The organism is Clostridium sp. JS66, assembly GCF_033561535.1.
Taxonomy (GTDB): domain Bacteria; phylum Bacillota; class Clostridia; order Clostridiales; family Clostridiaceae; genus Clostridium_AM; species Clostridium_AM carboxidivorans.
On sequence record NZ_CP131467.1, the window covers coordinates 290551 to 307117 of the forward strand.

14 protein-coding genes are annotated in these 16567 nt (G+C 31.9%); 13 read left to right on the top strand and 1 reads right to left on the bottom strand.

Going from position 1 to position 16567, the window contains the following annotated elements:
- The first annotated feature begins 30 nt into the window (after positions 1-30).
- The 13 genes from grdA (at position 31) to secG (ending at position 15486) form a co-directional block, all read left to right on the top strand.
- Positions 31-495, top strand: a complete 465-nt coding sequence (grdA, locus tag Q6H37_RS01425) for a glycine/sarcosine/betaine reductase complex selenoprotein A (RefSeq protein ID WP_318738830.1) — start codon at positions 31-33, stop codon at positions 493-495.
- A 73-nt stretch (positions 496-568) separates the two neighbouring features.
- Positions 569-1876, top strand: coding sequence for a glycine reductase complex selenoprotein B (gene grdB / locus Q6H37_RS01430; protein ID WP_318738831.1), 1308 nt, complete (start codon positions 569-571; stop codon positions 1874-1876).
- A gap of 162 nt (positions 1877-2038) precedes the next feature.
- Complete coding sequence (grdC, locus tag Q6H37_RS01435; RefSeq protein WP_318738832.1) at positions 2039-3571, top strand: glycine/sarcosine/betaine reductase complex component C subunit beta; 1533 nt, start codon at positions 2039-2041, stop codon at positions 3569-3571.
- A 16-nt stretch (positions 3572-3587) separates the two neighbouring features.
- Positions 3588-4739 carry a glycine/sarcosine/betaine reductase complex component C subunit alpha gene (gene grdD, locus Q6H37_RS01440; RefSeq protein WP_318738833.1) on the top strand — a complete coding sequence of 384 codons (1152 nt, stop codon included), beginning with the start codon at positions 3588-3590 and terminating at the stop codon, positions 4737-4739.
- 309 nt (positions 4740-5048) lie between these two features.
- On the top strand, positions 5049-6137 hold the full coding sequence (locus Q6H37_RS01445) for a BMP family ABC transporter substrate-binding protein (RefSeq protein WP_318738834.1): 1089 nt from the start codon (positions 5049-5051) through the stop codon (positions 6135-6137).
- A gap of 201 nt (positions 6138-6338) precedes the next feature.
- The gene (gene rpoN / locus Q6H37_RS01450) at positions 6339-7700 is read left to right on the top strand and encodes an RNA polymerase factor sigma-54 (RefSeq protein WP_318738835.1); all 1362 of its coding nucleotides are present in this window, start codon (positions 6339-6341) and stop codon (positions 7698-7700) included.
- Between the two features lie 133 nt (positions 7701-7833).
- On the top strand, positions 7834-8859 hold the full coding sequence (locus Q6H37_RS01455) for a sugar-binding transcriptional regulator (RefSeq protein WP_318738836.1): 1026 nt from the start codon (positions 7834-7836) through the stop codon (positions 8857-8859).
- 61 nt (positions 8860-8920) lie between these two features.
- The gene (gene gap / locus Q6H37_RS01460) at positions 8921-9931 is read left to right on the top strand and encodes a type I glyceraldehyde-3-phosphate dehydrogenase (protein WP_318738837.1); all 1011 of its coding nucleotides are present in this window, start codon (positions 8921-8923) and stop codon (positions 9929-9931) included.
- Positions 9932-10137: 206 nt separating this feature from the next.
- Positions 10138-11331 (top strand): phosphoglycerate kinase, encoded by a 1194-nt coding sequence (locus Q6H37_RS01465; protein ID WP_318738838.1) that lies wholly within the window; start codon positions 10138-10140, stop codon positions 11329-11331.
- A gap of 30 nt (positions 11332-11361) precedes the next feature.
- Complete coding sequence (gene tpiA, locus Q6H37_RS01470; RefSeq protein ID WP_318738839.1) at positions 11362-12108, top strand: triose-phosphate isomerase; 747 nt, start codon at positions 11362-11364, stop codon at positions 12106-12108.
- A 105-nt stretch (positions 12109-12213) separates the two neighbouring features.
- Complete coding sequence (gene gpmI / locus Q6H37_RS01475) at positions 12214-13737, top strand: 2,3-bisphosphoglycerate-independent phosphoglycerate mutase (RefSeq protein ID WP_318738840.1); 1524 nt, start codon at positions 12214-12216, stop codon at positions 13735-13737.
- A gap of 123 nt (positions 13738-13860) precedes the next feature.
- Positions 13861-15156: a phosphopyruvate hydratase gene (gene eno / locus Q6H37_RS01480; protein ID WP_318738841.1), complete on the top strand. Its 1296-nt coding sequence runs from the start codon at positions 13861-13863 to the stop codon at positions 15154-15156.
- Positions 15157-15249: 93 nt separating this feature from the next.
- Positions 15250-15486, top strand: a complete 237-nt coding sequence (gene secG / locus Q6H37_RS01485) for a preprotein translocase subunit SecG (protein ID WP_318738842.1) — start codon at positions 15250-15252, stop codon at positions 15484-15486.
- Between the two features lie 507 nt (positions 15487-15993).
- Here secG and Q6H37_RS01490 read toward each other — a convergent pair.
- Entirely contained in the window at positions 15994-16509 is a 516-nt protein-coding gene (locus tag Q6H37_RS01490) for a DUF6241 domain-containing protein (protein ID WP_318738843.1), read from the bottom strand.
- Between the last annotated feature and the right edge of the window lie 58 nt (positions 16510-16567).

Here is a 16567-nt window from a genome sequence, read left to right on the forward strand (position 1 = left end):
ATAAAATTATTGAAAGAAGGGTGATTATATATGTTACAAGGAAAAAAAGTTATAGCAGTAGGAGATAGAGACGGAATACCAGGACCAGCTATTGAAGCTTGTGTTAAATCAGCTGGAGCAGAAGTTGTTTTTGCATCAACAGAATGCTTTGTTTGAACAGCCGCAGGTGCTATGGATCTGGAGATCCAACAAAGAGTAAAAGATTTAACTGAAAAACATGGTGCAGAAAATATAGTTGTAGTAATTGGAGGAGCAGAGGCAGAAGCTTCAGGACTTTCAGCAGAAACAGTAAGTGCTGGAGACCCAACATTTGCAGGTCCACTTGCTGGAGTAGAGTTAGGTTTAGCAGTTTACCATATGGTTGAACCAGAAATAAAAGATGAATGTGATGCTGCTGTTTATGATGAGCAGTGCGGAATGATGGAGATGGTTCTTGATGTAGATGCTATTATTGGAGAAGTTAAAACTGTAAGAGATCAGTATTCAAAATTTTAATTAGTAAAAATAGTCGATTTTTAATAAAAATAGTTTAAATATGTGAAAGTCCTAAAAAGGAGGGGAATATTAGATGCTTAAAGTTGTTCATTATATAAATCAATTTTATGGCGGTATAGGTGGAGAAGAAAAAGCAGATGTGAAGCCAGAAATTAAGGAAGGTTTTGTAGGTCCTGGAATGGGACTTAATGGATTGTTAAAAAAAGGTGATGCTGAAATTGTCGCTACAGTAGTGTGCGGTGATTCTTATTATAACGAAAATGAAAAAGAGGCTAAGGCTGCAGTATTAGAAATGATTAAAAAGTACAATCCAGATTTATTTATAGCAGGACCTGCATTTAATGCTGGAAGATATGGTGTTGCTTGTGGTTCTATAGCTAAAGAAGTTTCAGAAAAGTTGAATATACCAGTAATTTCAGCTATGTATGTTGAAAATCCAGGGGTGGATCTATATAAAAAAGACATATATATAGTAGAAACTAAAAATAGTGCTGCTGGTATGAGAGATGCCCTTCCTAAAATAGTAAACTTGGCATTAAAGCTTGCTAAAGGTGAAGAAATAGGATCACCTGAAGAAGAACATTTCATAGAAAGAGGAATAAGAAAAAATTATTTTCATGAAGAAAGAGGCTCAAAAAGAGCTGTTGATATGCTTATAAAGAAAATAAGTGGAGAAAAATTTGTTACAGAATTTAAAATGCCTGTATTTGATAGAGTAGATCCTGTTGCTCCAGTAGCAGATGTTGCAAAGGCAAAGATAGCTATAGTAACATCTGGTGGTATAGTTCCAAAAGGAAACCCAGATCATATCGAATCATCAAGTGCTTCAAAGTTTGGAAAGTATGACATAGAAGGAATTGAAAACTTAACAGATGAAACTAATGAAACAGCACATGGAGGATATGATCCAACTTATGCTAATGCTGATTCAGATAGAGTTCTACCAGTGGATGTTTTAAGAAAGATGGAGAAGGAAGGAAAAATAGGCTCTCTTCATAGATATTATTATTCCACTGTTGGAAATGGAACAGCTGTTGCTTCTGCCAAAAAATTTGGAGAGAATATAGCTAAAGAATTAATAGCTGACGGAGTTGATGCAGTTATATTAACGTCTACTTGAGGAACTTGTACACGTTGCGGTGCAACAATGGTAAAAGAAATTGAACGTGCTGGACTTCCAATAGTTCACATGTGTACAGTAGTTCCAATATCTTTAACAGTAGGGGCAAATAGAATAGTTCCTACAATAGCAATACCTCATCCACTTGGAAATCCATCATTAGATGCTAAGGATGAGTTTGAATTAAGATATCATTTGGTAGAGAGAGCATTAAAAGCTCTACAAACACCAGTAGACAAACAAACAGTCTTTGAAAAATAAAAAAAGTTAAGAACTAATAATGAAGAGTTAATAGTGAAGGATGATTTTTAACTGTCGCAAAAAATCCATATTAACTATTAACTCTTCATTCTTAACTATTAATTTTTTAAAATCATAGGCTAATTTTATAGATTTCAATTAGAAATAAGGAGGGGTTTATAAATGAGTTTTCCAGTTGTAAAAAAAGCTTCTTATATTTTGGTAAATACACCAGATATGGTAATACACAATGGTACTACTCAAACATTAGAAAGGGAAACAAACCCAGATTCAGATTATTTGAAGGAATTAAAAAATCATTTAAGATCTTTTGAAGATGCAGTAGGTTATGCACCAAATCAAACATACATAGGAAATTTAACTCCAGAACAATTAAGTGAATTAAAAAGACCATGGCATACAAGTAATATTGAAGGTGCATCAAGGTTTGGAAAATTTGGTGAAATAATGCCTCAAGATGAGTTCTATGGACTTTTAAAAATTTCAGATGTATTTGATTTAGTAATTCTTGAAAAGTCTTTTACTGAAATGGTTAAGGAAAAGTTTAAAGCACATCCAATTTTAAATGCAAAGGCAGAAGATTTAAAATTAGGAGAAGATGAAGCTGTTATAGAAAAATTGGTAAATGACAAAGTAGCAGAAGGACTATATGAAAATGGTAAGCTTGTAGGATGTATTAAGAGAGCACATGAATTTGATACTAATCTTTCATCTCACTTAATGCTTGAAAATCTTGTGGTTAAGGCATCAGGAGTTTTAGCATTATTACATCTTGTAAAAACTTCCGGAGTAGATGTAAATGAAGTAGGCTATTTAATAGAATGTTCAGAAGAAGCTATTGGTGATATGAATCAAAGAGGTGGCGGAAATATAGCCAAAGCTTGTGGAGAAATAGCAGGAATAAAAGGTGCTACAGGAGTGGATATGAGAGGATTTTGTGCAGGCCCAACTCATGCTTTAATAACAGCATCTGCTCTTGTAAAATCAGGAATATATAAAAATGTAATAATATTTGCAGGAGGATGTACCGCAAAACTTGGTATGAATGGCAAGGATCATATAAAGAAAGAAATACCAGTTCTTGAAGATTGTATAGGCGGATTTGCAGTACTTGTGTCAGAAAATGATGGCGTAAGTCCAGTACTTAGAACCGATATAATAGGAAGACATACTATAGGTCACGGTGCAGCACCTCAAGCTGTAATAGAAGCTCTAGTATTAAATCCTTTAACAAGTAATGGAATGAAAATTACAGATGTAGATAAATATGCTCCAGAAATGCAAACACCTGATATAACTGAACCAGCAGGTGCAGGTGATGTTCCAACACAAAATTACAAAATGATAGGAGCTTTGGCAGTTAAGAGTGGACAGCTAGATAGAAAAGAATTGCCTAATTTCGTAAAACAACATGGATATCCAGGTTTTGCACCTACTCAAGGACATATTCCATCAGGAGTTCCAATAATAGGTCATGGTATAGAGCATATAATGAATGGTACATTAAAGAATTTCATGGTTATAGGAAAAGGAAGTCTTTTCTTAGGAAGAATGACAAATTTATTTGATGGAGTTTCAATACTTGTAGAGAAAAATACAGGATTAGTGGAAGAGAGTAGTAGTGCTTCTAAGGAAGAAATTAAAAAGATGATAGCAGAAGAAATGAAAAAATTTGCAGAGCAGCTTATGAAATAAAAAGGGGGTGAGTACCTTGGATAGCACAAAAAAAATAATAGCTGAAGTCTTTAATGAAATAGCAGAAGGTATTGAAAGCGGAAACTTTTCAAAAAAAGTTAAAATAGGACTTACAACTTTTGGATCAGAACATGGCGTAGAGGAAATGGTAAAAGCAGCTGAAATGGCTAAGAGTAAGTACGGAGATTTTGATGTAGTGCTTATAGGTCCTAAAGTTGATTGCGATTTAGAAGTAGTAGAAGCTGAAGATGCAGAAGATGGACATAAAAAAATGGTAGAGCTTTTAGAAAAAAAACAATTGGATGGTTGTGTAACTCAACATTTTGATTTTCCAATAGGAGTTTCTACAGTTGGAAAACTAGTGACGCCAGCATTAGGAAAAGACCTTATTCTTGCAACAACTACAGGAACTACGTCTACTAATAGAGTAGAAGGCATGATAAAGAACGCTATATCTGGAATTGCAGTAGCAAAGGCAGTAGGTATAAAAGAGCCTACTGTAGGAATACTTAATGTGGATGGAGCAAGAACTGTTGAAAGATCCTTAAAAGAACTTCAAGAAGGTGGATATGATATTAAGTTTGCAGAATCTTTAAGAGCAGATGGTGGAGCAGTAATGAGAGGAAATGATATTTTAGCAGGAACACCAGATGTTATGATATGTGATTCTTTAACAGGAAATCTTATGATTAAGATATTTTCATCATTTACAACAGGCGGAAATTATGAGACTTTAGGTTATGGATATGGACCAGGTATAGGTGAAAATTATGATAAACTTATAAATATAGTTTCTCGTGCTTCCGGAGCACCACTTATATGTGAAGCATTAAGATATTGTGCAACTTGTGCTAAAAACGATGTGCTTATAAAAGCATCAACTGAGTTTAAATTAGCGAATACATCAGGTTTAAATAATATTATAGATAAATTATTAGCAAAGGATAAACAGTCATCACCAGAAAAGGTGGAAGTCCCACCTAAAAAAGTAGTTACCTTTGCTATACCTGGAATAGATATATTAGATCTTGATGATGCATGTAAGGAATTATGGAGAGAAGATATATATTCAGAAAGCGGCATGGGATGCACAGGACCTGTGGTATTGGTAAATGAACAGGATGGAGATAAGGCTATAGAAGTATTGAAGAAAACAGGATATAAATAATTTGCAATTTTAAGGCTTTGTAGTAATAAAATTTCTATGAGGCCTTATTATTTAGGTTCTAAATTGGTATAATATACATATGTGATTTATGGATTTTAGTATAAGCTATGCTAAATAGTCATAAGATATTAATATGTGCTATTATATTTATTAATAGTTGCTCAAATTGCAAGGGTTGGCTTTCATTTTCTATTAATGTAATTTATTTGTTAAAAATTATATTATTAAAAAGCAGGGAAAGTTTAACCTTTTGTAGAATATTTTATGACATATGAAACAAATATATCTTAATTTAGGAGGAGTTTTTAAATGAATAAAAAAAAGTTAACAGCATTATGTGTAAGTGCTATAATGGCAGTTTCAGTATTTGCAGGCTGCGGTTCAAGTCAGCAACAAGGGGGATCAGGATCATCAACAGCAAAAACAGTTAAAGTAGGTCTTGTAACTGATGAAGGTGGATTAAATGATAAATCATTTAACGAATCAGCAGATAAAGGAATAAAAAAGGCTAAAGATGAATTAAAAAATATAGACTATAAAGCCATTGAATCAAAGAAAAAGGATGAATATCAACCTAATCTTCAAGCTTTAGTAGACAATAAGTCAGATATAGTATTTGGTATAGGATATCAGATGTCAGATCAAGTAACAGATATAGCTAAAAAATATCCAGATAAAAAATTTGCTATAATAGATTCAATAGTTAATCAAAAAAATGTTGTTTCGCTTACTTTTAAAGAAGAGGAAGGTTCATTTTTAGTAGGACTTATAGCTGGTAAAACAACAAAGGCAAATAAGATAGGATTTATTGGTGGAAAAGATGTTGATTTAATCAATAAGTTTGCAGCTGGATATATGGCTGGAGCTAAAACTGTAAATCCAAATGTACAATTTGATATAAGATATGCAAATGATTATGCTAATCCAACTAAAGGAGAAGAACTTGCAACTAGTATGTATAATGGTGGATGTGATGTAATTTATCATGCAGCAGGTGGTACTGGTCTTGGATTATTTAAAGCAACTAAAAATATGACTAAGCCAGATAAAAAGCTTTGGGCTATAGGAGTTGACCAGGATCAGGCTGTTGGAATAGTGGATTCACAAAAGAAGCCATTATATGAAGATGTTATACTTACAAGTATGATGAAGAGAGTTGATACTGCAACTTATGATACACTTAAGAGCCTTGTTAAAGATTCCAAATTTGCTGGTGGAACAAATAAAGTATATGGCTTAAAAGAAAATGGTGTTGATATAGCTCCAAGTTCAAACAAGAATGTTCCAAAGGATATATTAGATTTAGTTCAAAAATACAAGACTGCTATAATTGATGGAAAAATAAAAGTACCAACAACTAAAGAGGAAGCAGCAAAATTTGTAGCACCAACAATATAGTAATATAACATAAATTTTTATTTAAATATTTGTAATATTAGAAGGGCTAAGTTGTATTGCTTAGCTCTTTTTGTATGTGTATTATTCTTAATATTTAAAGTTATTTTTAATATTTAAACTTATTTTTATATCTTAATTTTTTCATGGTATAATAAGATTGATAAACTTAAAACATAAAAGAAATGGGGTGGAGATATGAATATGGATTTCAGCTTGAATTTAACTCAGGAACAAAAATTAATAATGACTCAGGAAATGCAGTTATCAGTTAAATTACTTCAAATGTCTAGTTTTGAACTCCAAGAATATGTTGAAAAAGAAGTTCAGGAAAATCCAGTATTGGATGCTAAAGTTGGTACATCAAGCAATGAAGAACATAAAGAAATTGATTATAAACAATTAATTAAATATTTTGAATTTGACAACTACAGCCACCATAACTATGAAAAAAATGATGATGAAGAAGTTTCTCCATTTAATTTTATATCAGAAAAAAAATCTCTTAAAGAATATTTGCAGGAACAGATAAGAGATTTAAATGAAAAGGATTACGTGAAAGCTGTTTGTTTGTATATAGTTGAGAATATAGATGCAAGAGGATATTTAGATATTTCAGATAAAGAAATAATGGAAGAGCTTAAAATATCAAAGAAGCTTACAGATTATTGCATAGAAGCAATACAATCATTAGAACCTGATGGTATAGGTGCAAAAGATTTAAAGGAATGTTTAAAGATACAAATAAATAAAAAGGGACTAGAAGATGACAACATATATAAAATAGTTGATGAATATTTGGAACTTCTAGCAGAAAATAAATATAATGTTATAGCAAAACATTTAAATATAGATGTAAAAAAAGCACAAGAGTATGGTGATATAATAAAATCTTTAAGGCCAAGGCCTTCTAGTGGTTTTTATACTGGAGAAGATGTAAAATACATAGTACCAGATGCTCAAATAAGAAAAATAGATAATGAATATTACATAATTATGAATGAAGATGTTACACCTAAGCTTAGTATAAATGCAATGTATAAAGAGATTATTCAAAATGAAAATGATAAAAATGCAGTGGATTATGTAAAAGAAAAATTGAATAGTGCTATTTTTTTAATAAAAAGTATACAGCATAGAAAAAGCACTATATATAGAGTTTTGGAAAAAATATTAGAACTTCAAAGAGATTACTTTGAATATGGGAACAAATATTTAAAACCTATGACATTGAAAGAAATTTCAGAAAGCTTAGAGATGCATGAATCAACTGTTAGTAGAGCAATAAGGGATAAATATATATATACCAATAGTGGTACTATAAAAATTAAAGATCTATTTACTACTGGATTATCTAAGTCTAGTACAGGTGAAGATGTATCTACAAAAATAATAAAAGATGCTATAAAAGATTTGATAGATAAAGAAAATAAGGAAAAACCTTTATCAGATCAAGCCATATGTGATATATTAACCGATAAAGGTATGAATATTTCAAGAAGAACTGTAGCAAAATATAGAGAGGAAATTGGAATAAAATCATCAAAAGGGAGAAAAAGATTCTAAATTCTCCCTATTATTCACAAAATGTTCACACTTTTTTTAAAAATACTATTTAAAAAGTTATTTATTTATTTTATAATATTAGTGGGACATAAATCAAAGCACTGGGACATAAGATGACCAGAGAGGTGTTTACATGGAACAATTATTAAAATTACAGCAAAAGATAGTACCAGAACTTATAGAATTACTTGAGAAAAGATATAACATACTTAGAACTATATATTATAATCAGCCTATTGGAAGAAGAGTATTAGCTAACAATTTAGGAATAGGAGAAAGAATAGTAAGGACAGAAATAAATTTCCTAAAAAATCAAGATTTTATTGAAATAAATACTCCAGGTATGAGTATAACAAAAAATGGTGAAGAAATAATTGATAAACTTAAGGATTTCATTCATGAAATAAAAGGTTTATCAGATATCGAAAATGCTATAAAAGAAAGCTTAAAATTGAAGGATGTTGTAATTGTTCCAGGAGATGTGTATGAAGACAAAACTGTAATGAATGAACTTGGAAGGACAGCAGCTTTATATTTAAAAAATACGATAAAGTCTGATAGCATAATTGGTGTTACTGGTGGGTGTACTATTAAAGAAGTAATAGATAATATGCCTAAAATGACACATGTAAAAAATGTAATGGTAGTTCCTGCTAGAGGAGGACTTGGAAGAAATGTGGAAATTCAAGCTAATACATTAGCAGCAAAGCTTGCAGATAAGGTGGAAGGAAGTTATAAATTACTTCATGTTCCTGAGAATTTAAGCGATAAGGCTATGAACACTATGATGGAAGAAGAAGATATAAAAGATATACTTAATATTATACACAATGCCAATATGTTGATATATGGAATTGGAAGAGCTGATCAAATGGCTCGCAGAAGAGGACTATCTAATGAAGAGATAGAAAAAATAGAACAAGTTGGAGCTGTGGGAGAAGCTTTTGGATATTATTTCAATAAACAAGGTGATATTGTTTATGCTACTTCAAGTATAGGAGCTAGAATTGATGATATTTCCAATATTGAAACTCGTATAGCTGTATCTGGTGGAAAAAATAAAGCAGAAGCTATAATTTCTACAGAAATAAACAATAATAATAGTGTACTCATCACTGATGAAGGCGCTGCAAGAGAAATACTAAGTATTATAAAATAGTCAACAAATTTTAACTTAATTATATATATAAAATAATTTATAAATTTAGGAGGAATTATTAATGATTAAAGTAGCTATTAATGGTTTTGGAAGAATAGGAAGACTAGCATTTAGACAAATGTTCGGTGCAGAAGGATATGATGTTGTTGCAATCAACGATTTAACAGATCCTAAAATGCTAGCACACTTATTAAAATATGATTCATCTCAAGGTAGATATCAAGGAACAGTAGAAGCTAAAGAATCTTCTATCGTTGTTAATGGAAAAGAAATTAAAATATATGCAGAAGCTGATGCTTCAAAACTTCCATGGGGAGAAATTGGAGTAGATGTAGTACTTGAATGTACTGGTTTCTATGTATCTAAAGCAAAATCTCAAGCACATATCAATGCAGGTGCTAAGAAAGTTGTTATTTCAGCTCCAGCTGGTAACGATCTTCCAACAGTTGTATTTAATGTAAACCATGATATATTAACTGCTGAAGACCACATAATTTCAGCTGCATCATGTACTACTAACTGCTTAGCTCCAATGGCTAAAGCACTTAATGATTATGCACCAATTCAATCTGGTATAATGTCAACAATTCATGCTTATACTGGAGACCAAATGGTATTAGACGGACCACATAGAAAAGGTGATTTCAGACGTGCTAGAGCAGCAGCTGTAAATATAGTTCCAAATTCAACAGGAGCTGCAAAGGCTATCGCATTAGTTATTCCAGAATTAAAAGGAAAATTAATCGGTTCTGCACAAAGAGTTCCAGTTCCAACTGGTTCAACAACAATCTTAACTTCAGTTGTTAAAGGAAAAGATGTTACAGTTGAAGGAATCAACGCTGCTATGAAAGCTGCTTCAAATGAATCTTTCGGTTATACTGAAGAACAATTAGTATCTTCTGATATCATTGGAATCACTTATGGTTCTTTATTTGACGCAACTCAAACAATGGTTTCTAAAATAGGAGAAGATTTATACCAAGTTCAAACAGTTGCATGGTATGACAACGAAAATTCATACACTAGCCAAATGGTTAGAACTATAAAGCATTTTGCTAATTTCTTAAAGTAATTTAAGTATTTGAATGGTATAAACTTAATTTAGATTGAACTTTCATAGTCTAAATTTAGATAAATAGGTCTGGTTTTGTAGTTTGGGCTATAAGGCCAGACCTATTTTAATTAGTAATGAAAAATTGATGTTTGACAGTTAAATAGATATTGTGAGAAAATTAAATGTTTAGTATGTATACAAATCAAAAGAAAGAGGTGTATTAAATGGCTTTTAATAAAAAGACAATTGAAGATGTAGAAGTAAAGGGAAAAAGAGTATTAGCGAGATGTGACTTTAATGTGCCATTAAAAGATGGAGTTATAACTGATGAAAATAGATTGGTTGGAGCAATGCCAACTATAAAATATTTAGTAGAAAAAGGAGCTAAAGTTATACTTTGCTCACACCTTGGAAAAGCTAAAGGACCAGATCCAAAATTGACATTAGCTCCAGTAGCTAAGAGATTATCAGAAATGCTTGGAAAAGAAGTAGTTTTTGCTGCTGATGATACAGTTGTTGGTGAAAATGCTAAAAAAGCAGTAGCTGCAATGAAAGATGGAGATGTAGTTTTATTAGAAAACACAAGATTTAGAAAAGAAGAAGGAAAAAATGAAGAAGCATTTTCAAAAGATTTAGCTTCTCTTGCTGATATATATGTAAATGATGCTTTCGGTTCAGCTCATAGAGCACACTGTTCAGTAGTTGGAGTTACTCAATTTGTTGATACTGCTGTATGTGGATATTTAATTCAAAAAGAATTAAAGTTCTTAGGAGAAGCTGTAAATACTCCAGAAAGACCATTTGTTGCAATACTTGGTGGAGCTAAGGTATCAGATAAAATCAATGTTATAAACAATTTACTTGATAAAGTAAATACATTGATAATTGGTGGAGGAATGGCTTATACATTCTTAAAAGCTCAAGGATATACTATTGGAACTTCACTTCTTGAAGCAGACAAAGTAGATTATGCTAAAGAAATGATGGAAAAAGCTAAAACTAAGGGAGTTAAATTATTACTTCCAATAGATAATGTAGTTGGAGAAAAATTTGCAGCAGATACAGCTCCAGTTACAACAGAAGATGCTAATATTCCTGAAGGATATATGGGATTAGATATTGGACCAAAAACTTCAAAAATTTATGCAGATGCTGTTAAAGATGCTAAAACAGTAGTTTGGAATGGACCAATGGGAGTTTTCGAATTTGAAAACTTTGCAAAAGGAACTATTGCAGTTGCTAAAGCTATGGCTGATGCAGATGCTACAACTGTTATAGGTGGGGGAGATAGTGCTGCAGCTGTAAATATATTAGGCTTTGGAGACAAAATGACTCATATTTCAACTGGTGGTGGAGCTTCACTTGAATTCTTAGAAGGAAAAGCTTTACCAGGAATAGAAGCACTTAATAATAAATAATAAAATAAAAAAGGATAGGGGTAATTTGTAATGAGAAAAGCAATAATAGCAGGAAATTGGAAAATGAATAATACTGTAGAAGAAGGCTTAAAATTAGTTGAAGAATTGAAAGGTCTTGTAAAGGATGCTAAATGTGATGTAGTTGTATGTCCTAGTTTTGTATGCTTAGATGCAGTATTAAAAGCAGTTAAAGGAAGCAATATAAAAGTTGGAGCACAAAACATGCATTTTGAAGAAAAGGGAGCATTTACAGGAGAAGTAGCACCTTCAATGCTTGAAAAAATGGGAGTAAATTATGTAATAATCGGACACAGCGAAAGAAGACAATACTTTAATGAAACAGATGAAACTGTAAATAAAAAAGTTAAAAAAGCATTTGAGCATAATTTAATTCCAATAGTTTGTTGCGGAGAAACTTTAGAGGAAAGAGAAAAGAATGTAACTGAAGAAGTTTTAGGAAGACAAATAAAATTGGATTTAGAGGGACTTACAAATGAGCAAGTTGAAACATTAGTTGTAGCTTATGAACCAATTTGGGCTATAGGAACTGGTAAAACAGCTACAGATGATCAAGCTAATGAAACAATAGCTTATATCAGAAGTGTAATTGCTTCAATGTACGGAAAAGAAACAGCAGAAAAAACAAGAATTCAATACGGTGGATCAGTAAAACCAGCTACAATTAAAGCACAAATGGCAAAGTCTGATATAGATGGTGCTTTAGTTGGAGGAGCAAGCTTAAAAGCAGCAGACTTCGCAGCAATAGTCAACTACTAGAATTAATAATTAAGAACTCAGTTTTTTAGAGGACAGAGGACAGTGAAGGTCAGTTGTCCTCTCAAAAAAGTTCAGTTATTAATTTAATAAGTTTTGGAGGTAAATATGAATAAAAAACCAGTAATGTTAATGATACTTGATGGTTTTGGTCTTACAGATAGAGAAGATGGCAATGCTATTAAGGCAGCAAATAAACCAAATTTTGATAAGTTATATAGCAATTACCCTCATACAGAATTAGGAGCTAGTGGATTGAGCGTTGGACTTCCAGAAGGACAAATGGGAAACTCAGAAGTTGGACATCTAAATATAGGTGCAGGAAGAATAATATATCAAGCATTAACTAGGATAACTAAATCTATAAGTGATGGGGACTTTTTTGAAAATGAAGCATTAAATAAAGCTGTAGATAATGCAATAAAAAATAACTCAACTCTTCACTTAATGGGACTTTTATCGCCAGGTGGTGTTCATTCTCATATAGACCATTTAAAAGGAATTTTGCAACTTGCAAAGAAAAAAGGTGTACAAAAGGTATATCTTCATGCATTCCTTGATGGAAGAGATGTTCCGCCAGCTTCAGCAAAAGAGTATATAGAAGATATAGAAAATTACATGAAAAAACTTGGAGTAGGTAAAATAGCTACAATATCAGGAAGATATTATGCTATGGACAGGGATAAAAGATGGGAAAGAGTTCAACTTGCATATAATGCATTAGTGCTTGGTAAAGGTGAAGAAGCAGGTACTGCCTTGGAAGCTGTTGAAAAATCTTATAATGATAATAAGACAGATGAATTTGTACTTCCAACAGTTATTGAAAAGAGTTCAGAAGCTTGCATAAAGAATAAGGATTCAGTAATATTTTTTAACTTTAGACCAGATAGAGCGAGAGAAATTACAAGAGCTATCAACGATAAAGTATTTGATGGATTTTCAAGAGAAGCTGTAGATCTTACATTTGTAACCATGACTCAATATGATGTTACTTTAGAAGGTGTTGAAGTTGCTTTTTCAAATGAAACCTACAAAAACACTTTAGGTGAATATGTAAGCAATCTTGGTAAGAATCAACTAAGAATAGCTGAAACTGAAAAATATGCACATGTAACATTCTTCTTTAATGGAGGAGTGGAAGAAGAAAATAAGAATGAAGATAGGGCACTTATACCATCGCCAAAGGTTGCAACTTATGATTTACAGCCAGAAATGAGTGCATATAAAGTAACAGATGAGCTTTTAAAGAGAATAGATGAAGATAAATATGATATGATAATATTAAACTTTGCAAATCCAGATATGGTAGGGCACACAGGTATATTTGAAGCAGCTAAAAAAGCCGTAGAAGCTGTAGATGTATGTTTAGGAAAAGTTGTAGATAAAATATTAGAGAAGAATGGTACTGTATTTATAACCGCGGACCATGGAAATGCAGAACAGATGATAGATTATTCTACAGGAAAACCTATGACAGCACATACAACTGATGCAGTTCCATTTTTATATGTAGCATCAGATGCTAAACCACTTAGAGATAGTGGTATATTAGCTGATATAGCACCAACTATGCTTCAAGTTATGGGTCTTGAAGTACCTAAAGAAATGACAGGAAAAAGTCTTATTAAATAATATATGTAAACAAAAGCTATGAATTAAGGGAATAAACTTACATTTCATAGCTTTTCAGTTTATAATAAATATGTTATATGGATATATTAATAAAGAAATATTAATAATTCTGGAGGTGTTTTTATGAAAAATTATATTGAAATTGTAGATGTAGTTGGAAGACAAATACTTGATTCTAGATGTATGCCTACAGTAGAAGTAGAGGTTATACTTGAAGATGGCACTATAGGGAGAGCGGCAGTACCATCAGGAGCTTCTACAGGTATGTTTGAAGCAGTAGAATTAAGAGATGAAGATAAGTCAAAATATCTTGGTAAAGGTGTTTTAAAAGCTGTAGATAATGTAAATACATATATAGCGGAAGAGCTTATAGGAATGAATGTATTTGATCAAGTACTAATAGATAAAGTTATGATAGAGTTGGATGGTACAAAGAATAAAAGCAAATTGGGAGCTAATGCAATGCTTGGAGTGTCTTTAGCTTGTGCCAGAGCTGCAGCTGAAAGCCTGGGATTAAATTTATATCAATATATTGGAGGAGTAAATGCAAAAGTTCTTCCAGTGCCAATGATGAACATAATAAATGGAGGAAAGCATGCTGACAATAACGTGGATCTTCAAGAATTCATGGTAATGCCAGTAGGAGCACCTTCCTTTAGTGAAGCTTTGAGAATGAGTGCAGAAGTTTATCATTCTTTGAAATCCATTTTAAAAGCTAAAGGTTACGATACTGGTGTAGGAGATGAAGGAGGATTTGCTCCAAATCTAAAGTCAAATGAAGAAGCAATACAGGTAATAGTAGAAGCTATACAAAAGGCAGGATATACTCCAGGAAAGGAAATGTTTATAGCATTGGATCCTGCATCTTCCGAAATATATGAAAATGGAAAGTATAACTTAGTAGGAGAAGGAAAGGTTTTATCACCAGCAGAAATGGTTGATTATTATGCTAACCTAGTTGAAAAGTACCCTATAATCTCCATAGAGGACGGTATGGCAGAAGAGGACTGGGAAGGTTGGAAGTTAATTACAGATAAGATTGGAAACAAAGTTCAATTAGTAGGCGATGATTTGTTTGTAACTAACACAGAGAGATTAAAAACTGGCATAGAGAAGAAGGTAGCAAATTCAATACTTATAAAGTTAAATCAGATAGGAACATTAACAGAAACCTTAAATGCTATAGAAATGGCAGAAAGAGCAGGATATACTGCAGTAGTATCACATAGATCAGGTGAAACAGAAGATACAACTATAGCTGATTTAGTAGTAGCTGTAAATGCAGGACAGATAAAAACAGGAGCACCTGCAAGAAGTGAAAGAGTGGCAAAATACAATCAGCTTTTAAGAATAGAAGAAGAGCTGGGTGACGCTGGAGAATTTAGAGGAATGAAAGCATTTTACAATATTAGAGGTTAAAAATGGAACATTGCCTCGAGAGCTTTTTCCTTGTAATAGATTAATTAGTATGTTAAAATATAGGATGTGTTAACATACCAGGAGGTGAAAAGCATGCGAAATGTTATAATGGTTTTACAGATTATAATAGCTATAGCGCTAATAGCTGTTGTTATGGCACAGCCTAGTAAAACTAATGGTTTAAGTGGATTGGTTGCAGGTGGAAGTTCTGCTGAATCATTTTATTCAAAGAACAAAGGAAGAACATCAGAAGCAATGCTAATAAAAGTTACGTCTGTACTTGCTGCAATATTTGCAGGTTTATGTATTGCTCAGAATTTAGTTAAATAATATTGAAATTTATATATTTAGAGCGGAGTTAGTCTGCTCTATTTATTTTTTCTCCCACTCTTTGAGTTTATTATAAGTATTTAAAATTTTCATATTCTATATTGTTATAATAGCAGGCCGCCAGAAAAGTGCCAACATTTATTCATATATCACACAAACGTGCAATATGTATATGGGAATGTTCCTTGTACAAGAAAAATCACAGAAGAAGAGATGAAAAGGACACTATGAAGAGGAAATAGGAAATGTAACTGTACAAACCTTTGAAGATATAAATCCAATTTATGTTCCAGGAGTACTAGTAAATAATGAATTAAAATGAATAGATAATACTTTGTTGGATAAACACTTTTTAAGAAAGCATGGTACAAATGCTTATTATGGACAAGAGTAAAAATAAGCATAAAAATGTAGATTCTTTAATAGAGAAAACGCGTGTAAAACATGCGTTTTTTTATATAAGTATATTACTTAATTGTATTTTCTATTTTTATTTATTGAAAACTATTATTGATCTTTTGAATAATCACCTCTTTTAATAAGATTAATAGTAGATTTTATAGCTGATTCATCAGCTAAAATAGCACGACCTTTTAATGTATTTTCTGGTTGTCCTTCGCCCAATATTCTCCATACTGTGTTGTGATCTGATACAATTTGAGAAAAATCACAAGCTTTCCATCTATTAATGATATTCATAAAATTTGTTTTCTCAGGTCCGTCTGGTAGGGTTTGGATTAGTTTATAGGTAGCATTTAATTCATCCATACTCATAGATTTAACTCCATTCTTTGCATTATCTTCTGCCACTATTAAACCATTGGCCATTAAATGCATACTTGCAGCTACCTCATATCGTGTATCTCCAACATTATTTCCGTTGGTTGCACAGCTAATTTTTACTTCATTTTTTGTATGTGATGCTGGAGCAGTTAATAATCTTAGACTAATCGTATAAGAACTTATTCCAACTAGCATTGTAATAGCTAAACCCCAAATTATATTTCTAACATTTTTTCTCATAATAAGTTCTCCTTGTAAAATCAGACTTTATACAATTATAACATAATATTACATTAAA